Origin of the sequence: Geobacter pickeringii (genome assembly GCF_000817955.1) — a bacterium.
Classification (GTDB): Bacteria; Desulfobacterota; Desulfuromonadia; order Geobacterales; family Geobacteraceae; genus Geobacter; species Geobacter pickeringii.
The window spans coordinates 2,725,206-2,747,816 of record NZ_CP009788.1 but is presented as its reverse complement, the minus strand read 5'-3'; the positions used below and the strand labels follow the sequence as shown (position 1 = coordinate 2,747,816).

The window sequence follows — 22,611 nt, the reverse complement described above, 5'->3', positions numbered from 1 at the left end:
GACTGCGGTGCAGCCGGGGACTTCTTTCGCGATCGCGGGGGATTTCTTCGTTACAGGCCCAGCTGCTTGAAGAAATCGTTCCCCTTGTCATCCACTAGGATGAAGGCGGGGAAGTTCTCCACCTCGATCTTCCAGACCGCTTCCATGCCGAGCTCGGGGAAGTCGATGCACTCCACCTTCTTGATGTTCTCCTCGGCGAGGACCGCTGCCGGGCCGCCGATGGAGCCGAGGTAGAACCCGCCGTGCTTCTTGCAGGCGTCGGTGACCTGTTGGCTCCGGTTCCCCTTGGCGATCATGATCATCGAACCGCCATTGGCCTGGAGGAGATCCACGTAGCTGTCCATGCGGCCGGCGGTGGTGGGGCCGAAGGAGCCGGAGGCCTTTCCCTTCGGGGTCTTGGCCGGACCGGCGTAGTAGATCGGGTGGTTCAGGAGGTAGTCGGGGAGCGGCTTGCCGCTGTCGAGAATCTCCTTGAACTTGGCGTGGGCGATGTCGCGGCCGACGACGATGGTGCCGTTCAGGAGCAGCGGCGTGGCCACCGGGTATTTGCTGAGTTCGGCGAGGATCTGCTTCATCGGCTGGTTGAGGTCGATCTTGACGCCGTGCTCATGCTTGCCGCGGTACTGATCGGGGATGAGGCGCCCCGGGTTGCGGTCGAGCTCTTCGACGAAGAGGCCATCGCGGGTAATCTTCGCCTTGACGTTGCGGTCGGCGGAGCAGGAGACCGCCATCCCCACCGGGCAGGAGGCGCCGTGGCGCGGCAGGCGGATGACCCGGATGTCGTGGGCGAAGTACTTGCCGCCGAACTGGGCGCCGATGCCGAGCTTGCAGGCGGCCTGGAGGAGCTTCTCCTCCAGTTCCAGGTCGCGGAAGGCCTGGCCGTACTCGTTCCCCGTCGTCGGGAGATCGTCATAGTATTTGGCGCTGGCGAGCTTCACCGCCTTCATGCAGGCGTCGGCCGAGGTGCCGCCGACGACGACGGCGATGTGGTACGGCGGGCAGGCGGCGGTGCCGAGGTACTTCATCTTGTCGACGAGGAACTTCTCCAGCTTTTCGGGGGTGAGGAGCGCCTTGGTCTCCTGGAAGAGGGAGGTCTTGTTGGCGGAGCCGCCACCCTTGGCCATGAAGAGGAACTTGTAGGCGTCGCCGTCCACGGCCTGGATGTCGATCTGGGCCGGGAGGTTGGTGCCGGTGTTGATCTCTTCGTACATGTCCAGCGCCACGGTCTGGGAGTAGCGGAGGTTTTCCTCGGTGTAGGTCTTGTAGACCCCCTTGGAGAGGTATTCCTCGTCTTTACCGCCGGTCCAGACCTGCTGCCCCTTCTTGGCGATGATGGTGGCGGTGCCGGTATCCTGGCAGACCGGGAGCTCGAACTGGGCGGCGATCTCGGCGTTGCGCAGGAAAGCCAGCGCCACCCCTTTGTCGTTCTGGGACGCCTCCGGGTCGCGGAGGATCTTGGCCACCGATTCGTTGTGCTCGGGACGCAGCAGGAAGGAAACGTCGCGCATCGCCTCGTTGGCGAGGATGGCGAGCGCCTCGGGGCAGACCCGCAGCACATCCTTGCCGGCGAACTGCTCGACGGTCACATGCTTTTCGGAACCCTCGATCTTGCGGTACGTGGTGCTCTCCTTGGCGAGGGGGAAGGGCTCCTGGTAGACGAACGGCTTGGTGGACATCGTCTGCTCTCCTTTCGTGGGGGGATATGACGGAATCGTATACTGTATACGGCGGAATCTTATTTAAAAAATCTCAATTTGTCGAGAGGGAAGTTGCGCGGATTTTTTCATGAAAATACTCAACTTCCGCCGCGCGACGCCGATGAGATATGGAGATTGTTCTCGGGCGGCATTTTCCGCCGGCGCCGCCGGCGGTTGCGGGGAAGGGTATGGTGGAGACGGAGAGAAACGGTCGGCACCCCCTGGATGAGTCGGGGCGTTACGCCGGATACGATCGGATCATGGGGAACATCTCATGGCTTCTGATCGCCCTCGTGTCGCTGAGCATCAAGCTGATGGAGCCGGCCGAGCGGAGTGCCATGGTGCTCGCGATCTCCTGTTTCGCGCTCTTCGCGTACAACGTGGCGGCCCGCTACCTGATCCTGCGGGGGACGTCGAGCCGGGGGAAGACCTTTGTCGACCTGATGATCTTTCTCTGCTTCATCGTTGCGGTTTCCCGGATCACCGGCGGGGTTGACAGTCCCTTCATCCCGCTCATCTACCTGGTGCTGATGGCCGCCTCCCTCACCCAGGGGCGGCGCGCGACCTATTTCATGGCGGGGCTGGCGGTCTCTTCGTACGTCATCCTGAGCCTCCCCGACCGTGCCGGCATCGTCGCCACCCACGCGTCGCTGGCGGAATACCTCCTCCATCTCTTTTCCTTTGTGCTGACCGCCCATCTGGGGGCGATGCTTTCCGGCGAGGCGGAGCACGCCCGGCGGGAAATCGAGAAACTCTCCCTCGCCGATGAGGTGACGGGGCTCAGCAATATGCGGAACTTCTTCCACCTGGCTGATATCCAGGAGAAGCTCGCCATGCGCTACCACCGTCCCTTTACCATCTGCATGCTCGATGCGGACAATCTGAAAAAGATCAACGACGTGCACGGCCACCTTGCCGGGACCGACCTGATTCGTCACACGGCGCGGATGATCGGGCAGAGCATCCGCTGCACCGACATCGTCGCCCGCTATGGCGGGGACGAGTTCGTGGTCATGTACGTGGAGGCCGGCAAGCATGATATCGAGGCGGCGGTGCAGCGGCTCATCGTCCAGATGCGCGAGACCCCCTTCGAGTACGCCGGCAAGAGGCTCACGGCGACCCTCTCGGCGGGGATCGCGTCGTACCCCGATGACGGCGTCGACGTGGCGGATGTCATGACCCGGGCGGACGAGGCGATGTACGCCAGCAAACGGGCGGGGAAAAACATGGTCACGGTCTACCGGGCGGAGCCGGAGAACGGCGGGTCGGGAGAGAAAAGGGGGGGCGTCTCCTTGCGGACCGGTGAATCCTCTGGTACATGTTAGGAGATCGTCACGTCGTTACAACATTGTGCCATTATGCTGAACAGAACCGGAAATCAAGGATAGGGGGAGGAACGGGCCATGAAGATGCAGGAGATCAAGGATATCGCTAAAGAACGGGGGGTGAAGGCCGGCACCATGAAGAAGGTCGATCTGGTGAAGGCCATCCAGCGGGCCGAGGGAAACACCGACTGTTTCGCCGAAGGGAAGGCGGACAGCTGCGGGCAGGACCAGTGCCTCTGGCGCGAGGATTGCGACTGACCCTCGCACGACAGCCTATTTGGATCCCGTGGAAACAGCCGGCTCTCTGCCGGCTGTTTCCGTTTCCGGCGGCAGGATCTCCCGTTTTTCCGCGGCTTCGGCGGAAGGGGCGCCGCGGTCAAAATCGTTGACCCGGCACTCCTCCGCGCGGTATAGTACCCCCTTCCCGCGAGTTACTTCCACCGCTTTTTCCCAAGGCAGGCCATGTCCGCAGTCGATCTGAGAAAAGTTCCCCCCCAGAGCCTGGAGGCCGAGATGTCGATCCTCGGCGGTATCCTCCTCGACAACGAGGCGATCAACCGGGCCCTGGAGACCGTGGAGGCGGAGGACCTCTACCGCGAATCGCACCGCAAGATCTTCCGTGCCATGGTGGATCTCTCCACCCGCAACGAGCCGTGCGACCTCATCACCCTCACCGACATCCTCAAGCGCAAGGGGGAGCTGGAAGAGGTGGGGGGGGGGGCCTATCTGGCGACGCTGGTGGACTACGTCCCCACCGCCGCCAACATCGCCTACTACTGCAAGATCGTAAAGGAGAAGTCGATCACCCGGCGCCTCATCACCGCCGCCACCGACATCGTCACCCGGGGGTACGAGGGGGAGGCCGGGATGGAGGAGCTCCTCGACTCCGCCCAGAAGACGATCTTCGAGATCTCGGACAACAAGCTCCGCCCCGCCTTCACCCCCGTCGGCACCATCCTGAAGGACACCTTCAAGCATATCGAGTCCCTCTACGAGAAGAAGCAGGCGGTCACCGGCACCCCCACCGGCTTCTACGACCTGGACGAGATGACCGCCGGCTTCCAGAAGGGGGATCTCATCATCATCGCCGGCCGCCCCTCCATGGGAAAGACCGCCTTCGCCCTGAACATCGCCCAGTACGCCGCGGCCCACGCTGACTCGCCGGCGCCGGCGGCCATCTTCTCGCTGGAGATGAGCAAGGAGTCCCTCGTGATGCGTCTGCTCTGCTCCGAGTCACGGGTGGATGCGAGCCGGCTGCGGACCGGCCACCTCATCGACACCGACTGGCACAAGCTGACCCACGGCGCCGACAAGCTCTCCAAGGCGAAGATGTTCATCGACGACACCCCGGCGATCCCGGTGATGGAGATGCGGGCCAAGTCCCGGCGCCTCAAGGCGGAGCACGGCCTGGGGCTGATCGTGGTCGACTACCTCCAGCTCATGCGGGGAAGCGCCAACATCGAGTCGCGCCAGCAGGAGATCTCGGAGATCTCCCGCTCTCTCAAGGCCCTGGCCAAGGAGCTGGAGGTGCCGGTGGTGGCGCTCTCCCAGCTCAACCGCTCCCTGGAGAGCCGCACCGACAAGCGTCCGATCATGAGTGACCTGCGGGAGTCGGGAGCCATCGAGCAGGATGCCGACGTGATCATGTTCGTCTACCGCGACGCGGTCTACTGCGACGACTGCAAGAAGCGCGACGGCTCCTGCACCAAGGATCACGACAAGGACGCCGAGATCATCATCGGCAAGCAGCGTAACGGCCCCATCGGCACCGTACGGCTGCTCTTCAACGGCCAGTACACCAAGTTCGAGAACCTGGAGAAGCGTCATGACTACTGATATCCATCCCTCCGCCCGGATCAGCCCCTCCGCAACCATCGCCCCCGGCGTCGAGATCGGCCCCAACGTGGTGGTGGGAGACCACTCCTCCGTCGGCGCCGGCACGCGGATCATGGCCAACGCCGTGGTCGGCCCCTGGACGCAGATCGGCGAGAACAACACGATCCACTACGGCGCCATCGTCGGCCACGATCCGCAGGATTTCGGCTACAAGGGGGAGGAGAGCTGGACCCTCATCGGCAACGGCAACATCATCCGTGAGTACGCCACCATCCATCGCGGCAACCGGCCGGGGACCAAGACGGTGGTCGGCGACAACAACTTCTTCATGGTCCAGTCCCACGTGGCGCACAACTGTGAGGTGGGGAACAACATCATCCTCGCCGGCGGGGCGCTCCTGGCGGGGCACGTCATCGTGGAGGACCGGGCCATCATCTCGGGGAACTGCGTGGTCCACCAGTTCATCCGGATCGGGAAGTTCGCCATGATGCGGGGGCTCTCCCGCACCTCCCGCGACGTCCCGCCGTTCTGCATCATGGACGACACCCACACGGTGAAGGCCCTGAACCTGGTGGGGCTGCGGCGCAACGGCTTCGACCAGGCCCGCATCCGGGCGCTGAAAAACGCCTTCAAGCTCCTCTTCCTCTCCGGGCTCAACATGCAGAACGCCCTGGTCGAGGCGGAGCGCACCCTCACCGTCACCGACGACGTCCGCTACCTCCTCGACTTCATCAAGAGCGCGAAGCGGGGGGTCTGCTTCGGCCGCGGCCTGATCGTGGACGTGGAAGAAAAAGAATAGAACACAAAGGAGCCTATCCGTGACCCAATACAATCCCCTCCCGCAACTTCCCGCCGCCGCCGGCTACGGCAAAGGCGACGTCTTCGTCCTCTTTGGCGAGCTCTTCGGCCGCGGCTACGCCAACGGCATCGTCGACGAGGCGAAAAAGGCCGGCATGACCATCATCGGCGCCACCGTGGGGCGCCGCGACAACAACGGCCCCCTGCGTCCCCTGACCGCCGAGGAGCTGGCCGAGGCCGAGGCGAACCTGGGGGGAACGATCATCAACGTCCCCCTGGAGGCGGGGTTCGATCTGGAGCCCGCTGCCGACGGCCTCACCCCCGCCGACCGGCTCAAGGGGGTGAAGCCCGATTCGGTGGCCGAGACGAAGCTCGACATGGCGGCCATCGGTGAGTCGCGGCTGAAGGGAATCGCCCGCTTTCGCGCCAACCTCGCCTCCTTCGCGGCGGAGCTGGAGAAGCTCGTCCCCGCCGGAGCGAACCTCCTCGTGGCCCACACCATGGCCGGCGGCATCCCCCGGGCCCGCACCCTGATGCCGCTGCTGAACCGGGTCTTCAAGGGGCAGGGGGACCGCTATCTCTCGTCGGAGCTCTTCTGGAAATCCGACGTGGGGCAGCTCTGCTCCCTCTCCTTCGACGAGGTGACAGCCGATACCTTCGATGCCCTGATCGCCGCCACGGCTTCGCTCCGCGACCGGGTGGAAGGTGAGGGGAAGACGGTCGCCTACACCGCCTACGGGTACCACGGCTGCGGGGTTCTGGTGGGGGGCGAGTACCGCTGGCAGTCGTACACCCCGTACCTCCAGGGATGGGCCAAGATCCGCCTCGAACAGGTGGCTGAAAAGGCGTGGCGGGGAGGGGTGAAGGCCACGGTTTACAACTCCCCCGAGATCCAGACCAACTCCAGCGCCCTCTTCCTCGGGGTGGAGATCTCCCTCTATCCGCTCCTCACCGCCCTGAGGAAGGAAGGGGGCGGCCCGGCGGCCGAGGCGATCTGGCAGGCGTGCCAGGGGCTCCTCGCGGAGAGTGAGGCCCTCGACGCACTGGTGGCCAAGGCCGATGCCTACCTCGGCGCGCCGCTCATGGAGCAGTTCAGCCGGTTCGAGGAGTGGCCCCACCACAACACGCCGGAGCAGGCGGCATTCATGCTCACTGCTTCCGACGGGCTCATGGCGATGAGCGCCGATCCGAAGAACGTTGTCTGCGCCGAGCTCTCCCGGTCGGTCTTTCAGGCGGTGGGACGTCTGATGTTCGATTACTCCTGGGAGCCGGAGTCACCGGTCGTCTGGCTGAGCCACGACGTCATCGCGCGGCGGCTCATCGCCTGATCGCCGACCCTTCCGGTCACCTGGCGACATTTTTCGTCTCCGGGAGGAGGGCTGGCCGGCGTGCTCTTCGCGGGAAACCGCGTGTAACGCTGCTGTTACCTGTTTGATGGTGTTTGGCCGGATGCCGGCATGTTGATTGCAAAGATCAACACAAACAACATCACCGAGTGATAGACGATAATACTAAACCATCCGCGAGGATGGGGCGGAAAGCCTACAGGGTCTCACCGAGACAGCCGGGTTGCCGAAATGTCACAGACATTATTCGGCCCCGGCTTTTTTGTTGCCGCCGGTGCCGGCGAAGGAGGCGGACCATGGTGGCGCTCCGCAGGTATTATCGAGGTGTGGTGACGGGGGTTCTGCTGACAGGTGCGTTGCTGGCGGCGGGGGGTGCCGGAGCGGAAGAGGGGGCGTCGGTGGTGACCCTGACCCGTTCCGTTCAGCAGGAGGTGGTGAGCGGCCCCGGAATCCCGGCCCGGGCCCGGGCAAAGGGGCTTGCCGGCATGCTGGCGGCCAACAGCGATGGTGACGTGAGCATGGTGCTGCGCGGCGGGGTGACGGTGGACGTCAGCTATAACGACTATCTCCCCCAGGAGGTTCCGAAGGAGCAGTTGCGGCGGATCACCAGGCAGATCGACCCGCTGGTGAACGGCGTCGCCGTGAAGGTGGCGATTCCGTTCTGAGGTGAACGATTGAAATCCGCACGAAAAAAGCCGCCCCGGCCAGGGCGGCTTTTTTCGTCTCTCTCTGTTAACCGTGCGGTTCAGCGCACCAGTTTCGACAGTTTCTTGAATTCCTCGGTGCCGGCCACGCGCAAAAGCTGGAAGAGCGCCGCTTCGGTGGAGGTGACGACGGCGCCGGCGGCGGCCGCGGCATCGATCCCCACCTTCCAGTTCCCCTTCTTCCGGCTCATGACCGCGTCCTTGACGAGGTGCACGTGGTACCCCCGCTCCCGCAGTTCCAGGATGGTCTGGAGGACGCAGACGTGGGTCTCCATCCCGGTGACGATGATCTGCCGGCGCCCCAGTTCCGCCAGACGGTTCAGGAACGCCTGGTCGCCGCAGCAGCTGAAGGCCATCTTCTCATAGGCGTTTCCGTCGAACTTCTCCCGCAGTTCCGGCACGGTGCAGCCGAGCCCCTTCACGTACTGCTCGGTGACGATGACCGGGATGCCGAGCTCCCGCGCCGCCTCCAGGAGGATGCCGGTGTTGCGGGTCAGCTGGGCGAGCACTTCCTGGTCCATGGCGAGGCAGAGCTTCTCCTGCACGTCGACGACCACCAGCACCGCCTGATTCCTGTCGAGAAAAAACGTCTCCATCACTCCCATCCGTTGATTCCTCCTTTCGATTTGCGGCAATGCGCTCAGTCGCTCTTCCGGAGTTCGATCCCCAGTTCCTGGATCTTCTTCCGGAGCGTGTTGCGGTTGATGCCGAGGATGTCGGCAGCCTTCACCTGGTTGCCGCGGGTCTTTTCGAGGACGAAGCGGACCAGGGGGCGCTCGATCTGGCGCAGGACCAGGTTGTAGATGTCACCGGTCTCCATCTTGTCGAGGTTGGTGAGGCTCACCCGCAGCTTCATGTCGACGAGGGCCTCCAGCGACAGTTCGTCGGTCGCCGCCGGCTCTCCGCCGCGCTGGACCCGGAGCCCCGGGAAATCGGCGGGGGTCAGGAGCGAATCGGAGGAGAGGATCACCGCCCGCTTGATGGTGTTTTCCAGTTCCCGGACGTTCCCCGGCCAGCCGGAGGCGGTAAGGAGCGCCATCGCCTCGGCGGAGCAGGTCCGGCCCGCAACCTCCAGTTCGGCGCAGGTCTTCTTGAGGAAGTACTCCACCAGCAGGGGGATGTCCTCCTTGCGCTCCCGCAGCGGCACGAGATGGAGTGGCACCACGTTGAGGCGGTAGAAGAGGTCCTCCCGGAACTGCTTTTTCCGCGCCAGCTCCTCCAGATCCTGGTTGGTGGCGGCGACGATCCGGACATCCACGGAGATGTTCTGACTCCCGCCGGTGCGGGTCACCTCCTTCTCCTGGAGAACCCGGAGGATCTTCGCCTGGAGGTCCAGCGGCATGTCGCCGATCTCGTCGAGGAAGATGGTGCCGCCGTTGGCCTGCTCGAACTTGCCGAGCTTGCGCTCGGTGGCGCCGGTGAAGGCCCCCTTCTCGAAGCCGAAGAGCTCGCTCTCCAGGAGTTCCTTCGGGATGGCGGCGCAGTTGAGGGCGATGAACGGCTTGCCGATCCGCTTGGAGTTGAAGTGGATCGCCCGGGCGATGAGCTCCTTGCCGGTCCCCGATTCCCCCTGGACGAGGACGGTGATGTCGCTCGGCGCCACCTTACCGATGGTCTTGTAGATCTCCCGCATGGCCGGCGAGTTGCCGATGATGTTCTTCTCCAGGTGGTAGCGATCCTTCAGCTCCTCCTTCAGGACCGACATCTGGGAGGTGATCTCCCGGGCCCTGCTCACCTTCTCGATGATGGCGTCGATCACGTCCAGGTCGAACGGCTTGGTGATGTAGTCGTAGGCGCCGCGTTTCATGGCCTCAACGGCGTTCTTCATGGAGGCCTCGGCGGTCATGATTACCACGAGGAGGTCGTTCTTCAGCTCCCTGACCTGGTCGAGGAGTTCCAGCCCCGAGAGCCCCGGCATCTTGATGTCGAGGATCGCCAGGTCGTAGGGGGCGGACTGGATGAGGCGCAGCGCCTCCTCGCCGTCGCGGGCGAGATCCACGGCAAACCCCTTCTTGCGCAGGGCCTTGGAAAGGACCCAGCGCATGCTCTCTTCGTCATCGGCTACGAGTATTCGGTTCAGTAACATGAAAAACCTCGAAAGTCGGGCAATGGGGCAGGGGCAAAACCGGTCGGTCTTCCCCCGGGCCAGTGCCTACTGGATTAATGGCACCATGACGGTGAAGGTCGTCCCCGTCCCGGGGGCCGACTCCACCTTGATCATCCCCCGGTGTTCGGAGACGATCTTCTGGCAGATGGCGAGGCCGAGCCCCGTCCCCTTCGCCTTGGTGGTGAAAAATGGGGTGAACAGCTGTTCCAGCTGCTCCTTCGGGATGCCGGGACCGTCGTCGCTCACCTCCACGGCCACCAGGCGGGAGCGGCGCTCCCCCTTCTGGGTCATGCTGTAGTCGGAGATGACCCGGCTCGTGATCCGGACGACTCCCCCGTTGTCCACCGCCTCCACGGCGTTCTTGACCAGGTTCAGGAAGAGCTGGGTCAGGAGCGCCTCGTCGACGAGGATCGGGGGGATGCTCGGATCGAACTGCTGCTGGAAGCTGATGGTGCGCCCCTCGGTGGCCCGCTTCTGGAGCGTCACGATGTCGCCGAGGACCTTGTGGAGGTTCGTCGGGGCGAGGGTGAGCCGGCGCGGCGAGGCCAGCGCCAGGAGCTCCTCCACGATCCGGTTGACCCGCTCCACCTCCTTGACCATGATCCGGACGTTGTCGCGGAGTTCGCTCCCCTCCGGAAGCTCCAGATCCAGGAGCTGGGCCGCCCCCTTGATCCCGCCGAGGGGGTTCTTGATCTCGTGGGCAAGCCCCGCCGCCAGGGTCCCGAGGGTCGAGAGCCGGTCGGCGTGGCGCACCGCGTCCTCCAGCTCCCGGATGCTCGTCAGGTCCCGCAGCATCAGGATTGTGCCGGTCATCTCGCCGCTGGCGAGCATGAGGGGGCAGGTGGTGGCGGAGACCGGGGTGAGGTGCTTGGCCTTGCGGATCACGATGTTCTCATGGTCCGAGATGCTCATGCCGGAGGAGGCGGTCTTTTCCACCATCTCCCGGAGGATCTCCACCTCCCGGAAGAGGGTCAAAAAAAGGTTCCCCTGGGCCTGGCGCCGGGAGAGGCCGGTGATCTCCTCGGCCGCCGGGTTCATGAGCGCGACGCGCCCCTCCGTGTCGATGACGATGACTCCGTCGCCGACGCTGTCGATGATGTTGGCGTAGAACTCCCGGGTCATATCTTCCTGGGTCATGGCGCCTCCGGGGCGAAGAAGCGGCGAAGCGCTTCGAGCAGGGCGCCTTTGCCCTCGATGGTGTTGATCTCCTTGCGGAACTGGGCCGCGCCGGGGACGCCGTGGGAGTACCAGGAGAGGTGCTTGCGCATCTCCCGCAGCGCCACCCGCTCGCCGGCCGCCCCGATGAAGAGCTCCAGGTGACGCAGCGCCACCCGGAGCCGTTCGTCGAGGGAAGGCGCCGTCGCCTCCCGGCCTCCCAGGAGGTCGGTGGCCTGACTGAAGATCCACGGATTGCCGAGGGCCCCCCGGGCCACCATTGCCCCGTCGCAGCCGGTCTCTTCCAGCATGGCGGCCACGTCGGCGGCGGTGAAGAGGTCGCCGCTCCCGATGACCGGCACCGCCACGGCCCGCTTCAAATGGGCGATGTGGGTCCAGTCGGCGCGTCCCTCGAACATCTGTGACCGGCTCCGGGGGTGGAGGGTGATGGCGTCGCACCCCTCCTCCTCGGCGATGCGGGCGATCTCCAGGAAATTCGGCTCGCCGCAGTTCCAGCCGCTCCTGATCTTGACGGTGAGGGGGAGGCTGGTTGCCCGCCGCACGGCCCGCACGATGGCCCTGACCTTGGCCGGATCCTGCAGCAGGGCACTTCCGGCGCCGGTGCCGACCACCTTTTTGACCGGGCACCCCATGTTGATGTCGATGAGATCGGCGTCGGCCGCCACGAGCCGTGCCCCCTCGGCCACCGTCTCCGGGTCGTCGCCGAAGAGCTGGACCCCCAGGGGACGGTCGGCGGCACTGCTCCGCACCAGGTCGAAACTTTTCTGGCCGTCGCGCACGAGGCCGTTGACGCTCACCATTTCGGTGAAGCAGAGAGCTGCCCCCTGTTCCCGCGCCAGAAGCCTCATGGGAAGGTTGGTAATGCCCGCCATGGGGGCGAGGATGAGATTGTTTTCCAGGGCTAGGGAGCCGATGGCGAGGGGCTTGAGCATGGGAACCGCGCGTTTTGCGTAAGGGAATTGCTTAAAATTTAGGCATAGTAGCATGGGGGGCGAAAAAGGCAAGAGAAATCTTCCCCGTTCCGTAAACATGAAACGGGCCGGAAAAACAGGAGAATTGACTTTTGAGGCGGGGGGGATTACCCTGCGTGCGACGATCTCGCAGGTAACGGAGGGGATATGGAAATCTTCGGCGGTTTCATGGTGATGATGTCGATTCTCGGGCTGTTTCTGGCCGTGATCTGGTTTGTTATGCCCTTCGTGGTCTTTGCCGTCAAGGGAAAGGTGGAGCGGGCGGTCATCCTCCTGGAGTCGGTGGATCAGCGGCTTGCCCGGCTGGAAGAGCGCCTCGCCGCCGTCGAGGCGGGCGCCGAAGCCGGCCGCGGGGCGGCGGCCCCCCTGCTCCGCCTGCGGATTCTCCCGCATCCGGGGGAGAATGAGACCGCTCCCTCAGGTTCCCGCCACCCGCCTCATGGCCTCCCTGGCCTCTCCTCCCAGCGCATCCCCCAAGGTCCGCTCTACGTAGCGGCAGAAATATTCCACCACCGTCGGATCGAAGTGACTTCCGGCGCAGGCGCGCAGTTCGGCGAGGGCCTCGCCGATGGCGAACCCTTTCTTGTAGGGGCGCTCCGAGACCATGGCGTCGAAGGAGTCGGCCACCGCCACGATCCGGGCCGACAGCGGGATCTCCTCCCCCTTGAGCCCGTGGGGATAGCCGCTGCCGTCGAACCGCTCGTGGTGGTGGAGGATGGCGGGGAGGACGTCCCGCAGCTGCTCGATGGGGGAGAGGATGGCGACCCCCTTCTCGGGGTGGGAGCGCAGCGGCGGGAATTCGTCCTCCGAGAGGATGGCCGGCTTTTCCAGGACCGCCTCGATCACCCCGATCTTGCCGATGTCGTGGAGGAGGCCGCCGAGCCTGACCCGCTCCACCGTCTCCTCCGGCAGCCCCATCTCGGTGGCGATGCGGGCGGAGATGCGCATGACCCGTTCGGAATGCCCCTTGGTCCAGGGGCTCTTGGCGTCGATGGCGTTGGCGAGGCTCGCCACCGTGCTGATGAAGAGGGTGCGCATGTCCTCGTAGAGCCGGGCGTTCTCCAAGGCCACCGCCATCTGGGAGGCGATCTTCTCGATGGTGAAGGTCTCCTGCTGCGCGAATTTCCCGGCCTCGGTGTCGCCGAGGAGGAGGACCCCGGTCACCGCTTCCCGTGCCAGGAGCGGAACGGCGAGGAGCGATCTGACCCCGGCGGAGAGGAGCGTGCGGTCGGCCGCACCGAGGTTCCGCGACTTGGCCAGATAGGCAATGCAGGTGCTCTTGCCGCTCTGACGGGCGCTCCATGCGGCGCTGCGTCCCCGGGGGAGCCGGGTGCCGGCCTGAAATGACGGGGGGACGGGGAGCTCCTCGGCGCGGGAGGCTGTGACCACGAGATCCTCGTTCTCGCTCTGGAGGACCGACACGAACTCGCAGCGGATGATCCGCTCGATCTGCCCGATGGCGGTCTCCATGATCCGCTCGCGGGAGAGCGACGACGATATGGCCTTGTTGATCTCGTCCAGGGTGAGGATCACGTCGATCCGCCCCGCGAGGTCAAGGGCCATGTCGAGGGATTCGTCGAAGATCTGGATGTGGGAGACCACCAGGGCCGCATGCCCCACCAGATCGCGGATGACGGCCACCTCCTCCTGGGAAAATGCCGGGAGTTCGCGGGTGCGGGCCACGAATACCGCTCCGATCACCTGGTTGCGCGCCACCATCGGCACCGCCAGCAGGGTGAGATTGGCGAGGAGGGAGCGGAGGTGGGAGGGGATCAGTTCGGAACTGCCGGGATCGGCCAGGACGAGATGCTGCTTCTTGCGGAGCATCCCCTTGAGGAGGGGGATCTTGTCGGGTGCCAGCGGCATCTCCCGGAAGACCGGGACGAAGCGGGGGGGGAGTCCGTAGCTGCGGGCGGGGGCGAAGTCGCGGCGCTCACGGTCGAAAAAGTAGACGGCGATCCAGCGGCTCCTGACGATCTTCTTGAGCAGTCGGGCGAGCCCTTTCACCACCTCGTCCACGTCGGCCAGACTGCTCAGCCGCTCGCTCCCCTCGATGACCGCATTGAATGTGTTGATCATGACGTTCACCCTTTTCCAGTTTGCCATAATACGGCCATATGTCTTGCCAAAAAAAGGTTTTTTTATTACTATCCCCGAATCCGGCCCGGTGGTGAATGAAAACTCATCCCGGGCCGATTGCGACACAGGCGACTGTTGGCACGGGGATGCGTGCCGAAGATTTTCAGGAGGAATGTGAATGGGGCTTCTGGATGGGAAGAAGGCGATGATTTTCGGCATCGCCAACGAGAAAAGCATCGCGTGGGCCATTGCCCAGGCGTTTCGCCGCGAAGGGGCCGAGCTTGCCGTCACCTATGCCAACGATACGGTGGCCAAGCGGGTGCTCCCCCTGGCCGAGGCCGTCGGGGCGCAGCTCGTGCTCCCCTGCGACGTACGGAGCGACGAGGACCTGAAGAAGGTGTTCGGCGAGGTGGAGAAGGCGTGGGGGGGGCTCGATGTCCTCGTTCACTCGGTCGCCTTCGCCAACAAGGAGGAACTCAAGGGGTCGTTCCTCAATACCACCCGCGAAGGGTTCTCCCTCGCCATGGATATCAGTGCCTACTCCCTGGTCGCCATGGTCAAGGAAGCCTATCCCCTCATGAAGGGACGTGACGCCAGCGTGCTGGCGCTGACCTACTACGGCGGCCAGAAGGTGTTCCCGAACTACAACGTGATGGGGGTAGCGAAGGCGGCACTCGAGATGAGCGTCCGGTACCTGGCCGAATCGGTGGGGTGTGACGGCATCCGCGTGAACGCCATTTCCGCCGGCCCGCTGAAGACCCTGGCCTCGGCGGGGGTTGGCGGATTCAACCAGATCGCCGGCTACGTGGAGCAGAAAGCCCCTCTGCGTCGCAATATCACCCAGGACGAGGTGGCGGGCTCCGCCCTCTATCTCGCCAGTTCGCTGGCGAGCGGCGTCACCGGCGAGATCCATTTCGTCGACAGCGGCTACAATATCATCGGGCTGTAAGAAACCGGCTCCAGGGACCGGGGACCGGTAACGTTCGGACAAGGCGCGAATTGTCCGTTCGGGCGGAGAATAAATATCAAACAACTGCACGGCAACCTCATCGGCCTCAAGCCGAGCCAGACGGCCGCTCTGGAACGACTCTACCGGCGCCGCGTCTCCCCCGACGAGCTCCTCACCCCCGAGCTCGCGGGGCGGATGGTGGAGCTCTCCCGCGAGATCCGGCGGCAGATCGGCGTCCTCATCGACCGCCACGGAGCCGTGGAATACGTCATCGTCGGCGACGAAAAGGGGCTCTTCATCCCCGAGCTCACCGACTACCCCCTGGGGCGCCGGCTCCTGCGGGGGCTGCGCTTCATCCATACCCACCTGAAGGGGGAGTCCTTTTCGGAGGACGACCTCACCGACCTGGCGCTACTGCGCTTCGACATCATGGCGATCATCCAGATCCATCCAGATGACCGCCGGCTCTCCATCCAGACCGCAGCCCTCGTCCCGAACGCCGGTGCCGGCCATCCCTACCGCGTGGAGCCCTCCCTGCCCCTCGCCTCGTTCCGAATGGATTTCGGCTCCTTCGTCTCCACCCTGGAGCAGTCCCTCGAAACGGCGGTCTCCAGCGACGCGCGGGAGGTGAAGGGGGGAGGGGAGCGGGCCATCCTCATCTCGGTTACCAAGCAGGCGCGGGAGGAGGCGGAGGACTCTCTGGAGGAGCTGAAGGAGCTTGCCCGGACCGCCGGCGTCGCCGTGCTCGATACGGTCATCCAGCGCCCCCGGCAGTTCAATCCGCGCTACCTGATGGGGGAGGGGAAGATGCGGGAGGTGGTGATCCGGGCGCTCCAGCTCGGGGCAACGCTCCTCGTCTTCGACCAGGAGTTGCTCCCGGCCCAGGTCCGTTCCATCTCCGAGATGACGGAGCTCAAGGTCATCGACCGGAGCCAGCTGATCCTCGACATCTTCGCCCGGCGGGCAACGAGCCTCGACGGCAAGGTGCAGGTGGAGCTCGCCCAGCTGAAGTACATCCTTCCCCGGCTCACGGGGCGCGGCGTGCAGATGTCCCGTCTCATGGGGGGGATTGGGGGGCGCGGCCCCGGCGAGACGAAGCTGGAGACCGACCGGCGGCGGATCCGCGACCGAATCGCCAAGCTGGAGCGGGAACTGGACGAGCTCTCCCGCGGCCGCCAGCAGCGGCGGCAGCGCCGGGTCCGGGCGGGACTCCCCATCGTCTCCATCGTCGGGTACACCAATGCCGGCAAATCGACCCTCCTCAACGCCCTGACCAGGAGCGAGGTCTTCACCGAGAACCTCCTCTTTGCCACCCTCGACACCTCGACCCGCCGGCTCCGCTTCCCCCGGGAACGGGAGGTGATCATCACCGATACGGTGGGGTTCATCCGCTCCCTCCCCAAGTCGCTCATGGGTGCCTTCAAGGCGACTCTGGAAGAGCTGCAGGACGCCGATCTGCTCCTCCATCTCGTCGACTGCTCCAACCCCCGGCTCGAAGAGCAGATCCACCAGGTGGAGACGATCCTCGAGGAGCTGAAGCTTGCCGACAAGCCGCGCCTCGTGGTCTTCAACAAGTCTGATCTGCTGCCGGAGTTGAAACGGAAAAACCCCCTCGCGATCATGAAGACGCGCCAGCTTGCCCGCCGTTTCCGCGCCATCGAGGTCTCGGCCCGGGAGCCGGCGACCCTGGAACCGCTGCTGCGGGAGATGGAAAACCGCTTCTGGGCCGGCGAGACAACGCCGTGGGAGCCCCTTCCGGAGGATGCCGGCGAGCCGCCGGAAACCCTCTGAACCTTGACAGTCAGCCCCGATTTCTCTATACTGCGAATTCCGTCCGGCACCGACTTCCCACATCCGGCCACCAGCCATGCGCGGAAGGTTCCCCCCATGAAAAAAACGCTTCTCCTGTTCATCATAACGTTCGCAATCTCCACGCCCGCCTTTGCTTCTGACGCCCAGCTCGCACCGCTCAGGGAGCTCACGGCCCACGGCGCCGGTTCGACGCTCCCCGATCTCGCCGGGATCATGCCGCGGGGGGAGAGTGTGTCCACCCGCGTCGCTGCCCTCTCCGCGGAGAGTCGCCGGTCGGGGATTCCCGATTCCGCCGTCTCGGATCTCGTCGCCTCCGACCTGCTGGACGACGTGGCCGAGGAGTTCGAACTGAAGCTTCCGGAACAGGAGCTCCCCGACTCCGACATCCCCCTCACCCTCAACAGCAAGGTCGAGTATTTCGTCGGCTACTTCCAGAGCGCCGGGCGCAAGGCGTTCACCCGCTGGCTCTCCCGTTCCGAGCGCTACATCCCCATGATGCGCGAGGTTCTCCGCAAGAACGGGCTCCCCGAAGACCTCGTCTACCTGGCGATGATCGAGAGCGGCTTCACCCCCCACGCCGTGTCGGTGGCGAGCGCCGTGGGTCCCTGGCAGTTCATCTCGGGGACCGGCAAGCGGTATTCGCTCCGGATCGATTCGTGGATCGACGAGCGCCGTGACCCCCTCAAGTCGACGGTGGCCGCGGCCCTCTACCTGAAGGAGCTCTACGCCCTCTTCAACAACAACTGGTACCTGGCGGCCGCCGGCTACAACGCCGGTGAGAACAAGATCCTGCGGGCCATCGAGCGGTACAACACCCGCGACTTCTGGGAAATCTCCAAGGGATCGTACCTCAAGCGCGAAACGAAGGACTACGTGCCGAAGCTCCTTGCCGCGGCCATCATCGCCAAGGAGCCGGCCAAATACGGGTTCGCCGACGTGGCGTACCTCCCCCCCGTGGAGTTCGACACCGTCACGATCCCGTCCCGCACCGACCTGGAGCTCGTGGCGAAGCTGAGCGACGTGAGCTACCAGACCGTGAAGGAGTTGAACCCGGAGCTGCGCCGCTGGTGCACCCCCCCGAGCTATCCGGCATACGAACTGAAGATTCCGAAGGGGACGAAGAAGCTCTTCGAGGAGGCCTACGCCAAGGTCCCCGAGGACCAGCGCTTCAAGGAGAAGATCGCCTACGCCCGCCACCGGGTCAAAAAGAAAGAGACCCTGGAGGCGATCGCGCGCCGCTACGGGACCACCGCCCAGACCCTGGCGGAGGTGAACAGGATTGCGGTCGGGAAGAAGCTCCGTGGCCGGACGATTCTCGTGCCGATCCCTGCCGCCACCGAGGAGCACGCCGAGGTGAAGGTGGCCGCGGCAGAGGCCGGCCGGAAGGAGAATTTCCGGGAGTTCCACAAGTACTACACGGTGAAGCGGGGGGATACCCTCGCGTCGCTGGCGAAAAAGTTCAATATCTCCTCCCGCATTCTGGCGACGTGGAACAATATCAGGGGGAAGCTGGCGCTTCGTCCCGGCAAGCGGATCATCGTCGCCAAATACGTGGAGAAGAAGGGGGCGATGGTCCCCGCGCCGAACGGCGAGGGGAACGGCTAGCCGTTTCGCCGGTCCGGCACGGCCCCGTCAGGGCGGTCCCGCAGCAGTGTTGCATGAGCCTCACACGAAAGGAACCTTCATTCAATGTATAACTTTTTGATTTCCGGCGGCATCGCCCTGGTCGCAATCCTGGTCATCATCCTTTCCGCGGGCGCCTCTTCCTGGTGGTGGGCGATCCTCGTCGGCCTCGTCCTCTTCGGGGGATCGTTCCTGCTCATCTCCCGCATCGTCATGAAGAAGGTGCTGGAGGTGATGGAGACCGCGAACCGGGACCTCCAGGCGCAGCGTGTCGACAAGTCGATCCGCGAGCTCAAGGAGGCGTTCCGCTATTCCAAGTGGCAGATGTACGTCGAGGGGCAGATCAACGCCCAGATCGGCATGATCTACTACCTGAAGCGGGATTTCAGCAATGCCTTCCCGTACCTGGAGAAATCGTTTGGCAAGAACTGGGTCGCCATGGGGATGCTCGCCATCACTTACATGAAGCGCACCAAGCGCGACAAGATGAAGGAGACCTTTGAGAAGGCGGTGCAGTGGAGCCCGAAGGAGTCGCTCATCTGGGCGCTCTACGCCTACTGCTGGACCGAGTGCGAGGATTTCGGGCAGGCGAAGGACGTGCTGGAGCGCGGCCTCAAGAAGCTCCCCGGCGACGAGAAGCTGAAGGCGAACCTCGAAGCGCTCCAGGCCACGAAGAAGATGAAGATGAAGGTGTACGGCGACATGTGGCTGCAGTTCCACCTGGAGCGCCAGAGCGTCGTCATGAAGCAGCAGGCCGCCGCCATGGGCGGCATGAAGCGGCGGATCGTCCGGAGGTAGGCGGAGGGTGCGGCACGGATATTTTCGGGAGAAAGGGACGGCGTCGTCCCTTTTTTCATTGGAGGGGGGAACCGAATGACGGACCTCCTGAAAACGATCGCCGTCCTTGCTGTCGTGGTGTGGCTGCTGCGGCGCAAGGTCCATCTCGGGACGGTCATGGTCGCCGGATCGCTCCTCCTGGCCCTCCTTTACCTGACGCCGCCGCTGCGCTTTCTCTTCGGGGTCCGGACCGCCCTGGTCTCCCCCCAATCGCTGGAGATGACCGCCACCCTCGTCTTCACCATGATCATGGAAAACATCCTCCGCACTACGGGGACCCTGAAGCGGATGGTGGAGAGCCTCTCGGAGCTCCTTCCCGACCCCCGCCTCGTGATGGCGGCCATGCCGGCCATGATCGGGATGCTCCCGTCCCCCGGGGGGGCGGTGTTTTCCGCCCCCATGGTCCGCGAGGCGTCGGCCCGGCTCTCGCTCCCTGCCGACCAGAAGGCGATGATCAACTACTGGTACCGGCACATCTGGGAGTACGTCTCTCCGCTTTACCCCGGCATTATCCTCGTTGCCGGCCTCAGTCACATCCCCTACCAGCGGATCGTCCTCGCCAACGCCCCCTTCGCCGTCTCGGTGGTGTGCTGGGGGGCCTTGTTCTGCTTTGCCGGCATCGGCTCCATTCCCGCCGCCGCGGAGAACCGGACCGGCAGGGGGCGGGCGCTGCGGACCTTTCTCTTCACCATTGCTCCGATTGTGGCGACGCTCGCCGCCGTGGTGCTGTTCCGGGTGAATCCGGTGATCGCCATGGGGAGCGTCACGGCGCTCCTCTATGCCGGCCATCGCTACCGGCCGTCTGCCATCCTGACGTCCCTGCGGGAGAGCGTGTCGCTCAAGGCGCTCTTCCTCGTCTTCGGGATCATGATCTTTCAGGAGACCCTCCGGGTGACGGGGGCGCTGGACGGCATCTCCCGCTTCTTTGCCGCCAGCGGCCTCCCGGTGCTTCTCATCATCACCGCCATCCCGTTCCTGGCCGGCCTCATGACCGGCCTCACCATCGCCTACGTGGGGATCACCTTTCCGATCCTCATGCCGCTCATGGGGGGTGACCCCCCGTCGCTCGGCCTCCTCGCCCTTGCCTTCGGAAGCGGTTTCGCCGGGGTGATGCTCTCGCCGGTCCACCTCTGCCTGGTGCTGACCCGCGAATACTTCGAGGCGGACATGTCCCGGGTGTACCGTCGCCTCTGGATTCCCCAGACCCTTGTGCTTGCGGCAGGCGCGGTGCCGGTGTATATTTTCTCGTAGCGCGCGTACCGCGGAACCCCCCGCTTCGCGCGAACCTTCAGGATCAAGGAGGATTTTCATGGTGAAACGTCTCGCATACCTCGTACTCGTTGCCTGCGCCTCGTGTGCCCTTTCCGGCTGCCTCGTAGCGGAGAGCAAATATCTCAAGAAGGTGGAGGAGGCCGATACGCTCTCCAAGGACCTTTCGACGCTTCAGGAGAAATACCAGGCCTTGACGGCCGAGAACGCCACCCTGAAGGCGCAGCTGGCGAAGGCGACAGGGGAGGCGGCAGGCCTCGGGAAGGAGAAGGAGAAGCTCATCGCCGACAACCGGGAGCTGGAGAAGGTCCTGAAAGCCAAATCCGACAGCCTTTCCCAGTCCGTCTCCGACCTGCGGCAGAAGGTGGCCGATCTGGAGGGCGAGAACGGGCGCCTCAGGGCCGAGATCGCGTCGACCCAGAAGGCGAAGGAGGAAAAGGTCAAGGAGGTGAGCAAGACCTACGAGGACCTTCTCGACAAGATGAAGAGCGAGATATCCCAGGGGCAGGTCACCATCTCCGAGCTCAAGGGGAAGCTGACGGTGAACATGGTGGACGCCGTTCTTTTCGACTCCGGCAGGGCCGAGGTGAAGCCCGAAGGGCTCCAGGTGCTTCAGAAGGTGGTCGATATCCTCACGGAGGTGAAGGATAAGGCGATCCGGATCGAGGGGCATACCGACAACGTCCAGATCGTCGGCAACCTGACGAAGAAGTTTCCCACCAACTGGGAGCTCTCGGCGGCGCGGGCCATCAACGTTGCCCGTTTCCTCCAGAGCCGGGGCATCGACCCGCAGGTCCTGTCGGCGGTTGCCTATGGCGAGTATAAGCCGGTGGCCGACAATGGCACCGAAGAGGGAAAGGCGAAGAACCGGCGGATCGAGATCATCCTTGTGCCGAAGGAGGCTCCGTAGCCGGCTGCGGATGTCAGGCGAATGAAGAAGAAAACCCACAAAACCGAACAGCCCGGGAAAAAAGAGCCTGACTTCGGCAGCAGGCCCTTTTCGACCCTGAAGGGGTTCCAGGCCGAGCCGGCACGGCGGGCGGAGCCGGAGAAAAAAGCCGCTCCGCCTCCCCCCCCGGTGTCGGAGCCGGACGATGCGACCCTGTTTCTCCGCGCGGTCAGCGACGCGAAGCCCCTCGCTCCCCGTGCGGCGGCATCCGTCTCCCCGAAGCACGATGCCCCCCGGTCGGCCCCGGCGCCCGCGGTGGACGAAGGAGACCAGCGGGAATTCCTCGCCGCCCTCTCGAAGCTCAAGCTCGACGTCTCGTTCCGCGAGGGTGTGCCTGCCTCGGGGGGGATGCTGCGGCCGCTGCCGGTGAACCGCCTCCGAGAGCTGAAGAAGGGGACGATCCGGATCGTGAGGGAGCTCGATCTCCACGGCCTGACGCGGGAAGAGGCGGTGCAGGCGCTGGAACGTTTCGTTGCCACCGCCTACCGCCAGGGGGAGAAGGCGCTGCTCATCATCACCGGCAAGGGGAACAACTCCGCCGGCGAGCCGGTGCTGCAGGGGGCGGTGGTCGGCTGGCTCCGGGAGAAGGGGAAGGGGATGGTGGCCGAATTCGCTCCCGCCCCCCGCGATATGGGGGGGAGCGGGGCGTTGGTGGTCTTTCTGAAACGCCCCGACCAGAAGGACGGATAGGGCCGTGTTCGGCTTTCTGCGTCGCCGCACGCGCGAACCGATCGTCTTCCCGGATTCCGGGGCCGCCTTCCGCTACGCCTGCGAGAATCTCGACAACGCCCTCCTCCTGGAGGCGGTTGTCCCGGCCCTCGTGGAGGAGCGGGGGCGGGTCGGCGCCGAAGGGGAGCGCTACTTCAGCATCCGCCTGGCGAACCGGAGCGGGGGGAGGGTGATCGACGCCTGTACCCTCAAGGAGGCGACCGACGCTCCCGCCGTGGGGGACCTGGTTGGCTTCAAGGTGGTCCGGGTCGAGCCGGAGCTCCCCGAACCCTTCGATCTGCTCGGCTTCATCGCCTACCGCCTGGCAACGGTCTATGTCCCCGGTAAGGGGTGGCCGGTGGAACGGAACTATGTCCCGGACAACATCAAGCCGATGCTCCGCCTGTAGGCCAACCGCAATCCTC

At 64.7% G+C, this 22,611-nt stretch carries 20 protein-coding genes and 1 riboswitch; of the genes, 14 read left to right on the top strand and 6 right to left on the bottom strand.

The features are described 5' to 3' along the window. Positions 1 to 50 precede the first annotated feature (50 nt). Positions 51 to 1,676: a fumarate hydratase gene (locus tag GPICK_RS12380; protein WP_039743661.1), complete on the bottom strand. Its 1,626-nt coding sequence runs from the start codon at positions 1,674 to 1,676 to the stop codon at positions 51 to 53. 149 nt (positions 1,677 to 1,825) lie between these two features. Between GPICK_RS12380 and GPICK_RS12375 the strand changes: the two genes are divergently transcribed. From GPICK_RS12375 to GPICK_RS12350, 6 genes are all read left to right on the top strand, one after another. After that, the gene (locus tag GPICK_RS12375; RefSeq protein ID WP_236685557.1) at positions 1,826 to 3,022 is read left to right on the top strand and encodes a GGDEF domain-containing protein; all 1,197 of its coding nucleotides are present in this window, start codon (positions 1,826 to 1,828) and stop codon (positions 3,020 to 3,022) included. 78 nt (positions 3,023 to 3,100) lie between these two features. Continuing rightward, entirely contained in the window at positions 3,101 to 3,280 is a 180-nt protein-coding gene (locus GPICK_RS12370) for a Rho termination factor N-terminal domain-containing protein (RefSeq protein ID WP_039743659.1), read from the top strand. 204 nt (positions 3,281 to 3,484) lie between these two features. Then, entirely contained in the window at positions 3,485 to 4,858 is a 1,374-nt protein-coding gene (gene dnaB, locus GPICK_RS12365) for a replicative DNA helicase (RefSeq protein ID WP_039743657.1), read from the top strand. Next, positions 4,848 to 5,657: an acyl-ACP--UDP-N-acetylglucosamine O-acyltransferase gene (gene lpxA / locus GPICK_RS12360; protein ID WP_039743656.1), complete on the top strand. Its 810-nt coding sequence runs from the start codon at positions 4,848 to 4,850 to the stop codon at positions 5,655 to 5,657. The genes dnaB and lpxA overlap by 11 nt, the downstream gene beginning before the upstream one ends. A gap of 19 nt (positions 5,658 to 5,676) precedes the next feature. Next, positions 5,677 to 6,984, top strand: a complete 1,308-nt coding sequence (locus tag GPICK_RS12355) for an enoyl ACP reductase FabMG family protein (RefSeq protein ID WP_039743653.1) — start codon at positions 5,677 to 5,679, stop codon at positions 6,982 to 6,984. Positions 6,985 to 7,156: 172 nt separating this feature from the next. Continuing rightward, a riboswitch (cyclic di-GMP riboswitch) is annotated at positions 7,157 to 7,233 on the top strand. 65 nt (positions 7,234 to 7,298) lie between these two features. Next, positions 7,299 to 7,667 (top strand): hypothetical protein, encoded by a 369-nt coding sequence (locus GPICK_RS12350; RefSeq protein WP_039743650.1) that lies wholly within the window; start codon positions 7,299 to 7,301, stop codon positions 7,665 to 7,667. Between the two features lie 80 nt (positions 7,668 to 7,747). Here GPICK_RS12350 and GPICK_RS12345 read toward each other — a convergent pair whose 3' ends face one another. From GPICK_RS12345 to GPICK_RS12325, 5 genes are all read right to left on the bottom strand, one after another. Further along, a complete protein-coding gene (locus GPICK_RS12345) occupies positions 7,748 to 8,311 on the bottom strand; it encodes a hydrolase (RefSeq protein ID WP_039743647.1) in 564 nt (187 codons plus the stop codon). 35 nt (positions 8,312 to 8,346) lie between these two features. Next, on the bottom strand, positions 8,347 to 9,792 hold the full coding sequence (locus GPICK_RS12340) for a sigma-54-dependent transcriptional regulator (RefSeq protein ID WP_039743645.1): 1,446 nt from the start codon (positions 9,790 to 9,792) through the stop codon (positions 8,347 to 8,349). 66 nt (positions 9,793 to 9,858) lie between these two features. Next, positions 9,859 to 10,950, bottom strand: coding sequence for a two-component system sensor histidine kinase NtrB (locus GPICK_RS12335; RefSeq protein WP_039743643.1), 1,092 nt, complete (start codon positions 10,948 to 10,950; stop codon positions 9,859 to 9,861). Then, on the bottom strand, positions 10,947 to 11,921 hold the full coding sequence (gene dusB / locus GPICK_RS12330; protein WP_039745733.1) for a tRNA dihydrouridine synthase DusB: 975 nt from the start codon (positions 11,919 to 11,921) through the stop codon (positions 10,947 to 10,949). The genes GPICK_RS12335 and dusB overlap by 4 nt, the downstream gene beginning before the upstream one ends. Positions 11,922 to 12,377: 456 nt before the next feature. Beyond that, positions 12,378 to 14,066: an HD domain-containing phosphohydrolase gene (locus tag GPICK_RS12325; protein WP_236685556.1), complete on the bottom strand. Its 1,689-nt coding sequence runs from the start codon at positions 14,064 to 14,066 to the stop codon at positions 12,378 to 12,380. Between the two features lie 151 nt (positions 14,067 to 14,217). On the opposite strand from GPICK_RS12325, the gene GPICK_RS12320 reads away from it, so the two are divergent. The 8 genes from GPICK_RS12320 to GPICK_RS12285 all read left to right on the top strand — a co-directional run bounded on the left by GPICK_RS12320 (position 14,218) and on the right by GPICK_RS12285 (position 22,595). Then, the gene (locus GPICK_RS12320) at positions 14,218 to 14,988 is read left to right on the top strand and encodes an enoyl-ACP reductase FabI (RefSeq protein WP_039743639.1); all 771 of its coding nucleotides are present in this window, start codon (positions 14,218 to 14,220) and stop codon (positions 14,986 to 14,988) included. A gap of 195 nt (positions 14,989 to 15,183) precedes the next feature. Continuing rightward, positions 15,184 to 16,779: a GTPase HflX gene (gene hflX, locus GPICK_RS12315; protein ID WP_236685555.1), complete on the top strand. Its 1,596-nt coding sequence runs from the start codon at positions 15,184 to 15,186 to the stop codon at positions 16,777 to 16,779. A gap of 96 nt (positions 16,780 to 16,875) precedes the next feature. Further along, complete coding sequence (locus GPICK_RS12310) at positions 16,876 to 18,405, top strand: lytic transglycosylase domain-containing protein (RefSeq protein ID WP_039743635.1); 1,530 nt, start codon at positions 16,876 to 16,878, stop codon at positions 18,403 to 18,405. A gap of 84 nt (positions 18,406 to 18,489) precedes the next feature. Further along, entirely contained in the window at positions 18,490 to 19,221 is a 732-nt protein-coding gene (locus GPICK_RS12305; protein ID WP_039743633.1) for a tetratricopeptide repeat protein, read from the top strand. Positions 19,222 to 19,296: 75 nt separating this feature from the next. After that, complete coding sequence (locus tag GPICK_RS12300; protein WP_039743631.1) at positions 19,297 to 20,511, top strand: DUF401 family protein; 1,215 nt, start codon at positions 19,297 to 19,299, stop codon at positions 20,509 to 20,511. A gap of 58 nt (positions 20,512 to 20,569) precedes the next feature. Next, the gene (locus GPICK_RS12295; RefSeq protein WP_039743629.1) at positions 20,570 to 21,439 is read left to right on the top strand and encodes an OmpA/MotB family protein; all 870 of its coding nucleotides are present in this window, start codon (positions 20,570 to 20,572) and stop codon (positions 21,437 to 21,439) included. Positions 21,440 to 21,460: 21 nt separating this feature from the next. Then, positions 21,461 to 22,168: a Smr/MutS family protein gene (locus GPICK_RS12290; protein WP_039743627.1), complete on the top strand. Its 708-nt coding sequence runs from the start codon at positions 21,461 to 21,463 to the stop codon at positions 22,166 to 22,168. Positions 22,169 to 22,172: 4 nt separating this feature from the next. Further along, on the top strand, positions 22,173 to 22,595 hold the full coding sequence (locus GPICK_RS12285; RefSeq protein WP_039743624.1) for a hypothetical protein: 423 nt from the start codon (positions 22,173 to 22,175) through the stop codon (positions 22,593 to 22,595). Positions 22,596 to 22,611 lie beyond the last annotated feature (16 nt).

What these genes read in the sequence shown, in the direction of transcription:
- GPICK_RS12380 (WP_039743661.1), bottom strand. Translation starts at nt 1,676, where the DNA reads ATGTCCACCAAGCCGTTCGTCTACCAGGAGCCCTTCCCCCTCGCCAAG.
- GPICK_RS12375 (WP_236685557.1), top strand. Translation starts at nt 1,826, where the DNA reads ATGGAGATTGTTCTCGGGCGGCATTTTCCGCCGGCGCCGCCGGCGGTT.
- GPICK_RS12370 (WP_039743659.1), top strand. Translation starts at nt 3,101, where the DNA reads ATGAAGATGCAGGAGATCAAGGATATCGCTAAAGAACGGGGGGTGAAG.
- dnaB (WP_039743657.1), top strand. Translation starts at nt 3,485, where the DNA reads ATGTCCGCAGTCGATCTGAGAAAAGTTCCCCCCCAGAGCCTGGAGGCC.
- lpxA (WP_039743656.1), top strand. Translation starts at nt 4,848, where the DNA reads ATGACTACTGATATCCATCCCTCCGCCCGGATCAGCCCCTCCGCAACC.
- GPICK_RS12350 (WP_039743650.1), top strand. Translation starts at nt 7,299, where the DNA reads ATGGTGGCGCTCCGCAGGTATTATCGAGGTGTGGTGACGGGGGTTCTG.
- GPICK_RS12345 (WP_039743647.1), bottom strand. Translation starts at nt 8,311, where the DNA reads ATGGGAGTGATGGAGACGTTTTTTCTCGACAGGAATCAGGCGGTGCTG.
- GPICK_RS12340 (WP_039743645.1), bottom strand. Translation starts at nt 9,792, where the DNA reads ATGTTACTGAACCGAATACTCGTAGCCGATGACGAAGAGAGCATGCGC.
- GPICK_RS12335 (WP_039743643.1), bottom strand. Translation starts at nt 10,950, where the DNA reads ATGACCCAGGAAGATATGACCCGGGAGTTCTACGCCAACATCATCGAC.
- dusB (WP_039745733.1), bottom strand. Translation starts at nt 11,921, where the DNA reads ATGCTCAAGCCCCTCGCCATCGGCTCCCTAGCCCTGGAAAACAATCTC.
- GPICK_RS12325 (WP_236685556.1), bottom strand. Translation starts at nt 14,066, where the DNA reads ATGGCAAACTGGAAAAGGGTGAACGTCATGATCAACACATTCAATGCG.
- GPICK_RS12320 (WP_039743639.1), top strand. Translation starts at nt 14,218, where the DNA reads ATGGGGCTTCTGGATGGGAAGAAGGCGATGATTTTCGGCATCGCCAAC.
- hflX (WP_236685555.1), top strand. Translation starts at nt 15,184, where the DNA reads ATGGTGGAGCTCTCCCGCGAGATCCGGCGGCAGATCGGCGTCCTCATC.
- GPICK_RS12310 (WP_039743635.1), top strand. Translation starts at nt 16,876, where the DNA reads ATGAAAAAAACGCTTCTCCTGTTCATCATAACGTTCGCAATCTCCACG.
- GPICK_RS12305 (WP_039743633.1), top strand. Translation starts at nt 18,490, where the DNA reads ATGTATAACTTTTTGATTTCCGGCGGCATCGCCCTGGTCGCAATCCTG.
- GPICK_RS12300 (WP_039743631.1), top strand. Translation starts at nt 19,297, where the DNA reads ATGACGGACCTCCTGAAAACGATCGCCGTCCTTGCTGTCGTGGTGTGG.
- GPICK_RS12295 (WP_039743629.1), top strand. Translation starts at nt 20,570, where the DNA reads ATGGTGAAACGTCTCGCATACCTCGTACTCGTTGCCTGCGCCTCGTGT.
- GPICK_RS12290 (WP_039743627.1), top strand. Translation starts at nt 21,461, where the DNA reads ATGAAGAAGAAAACCCACAAAACCGAACAGCCCGGGAAAAAAGAGCCT.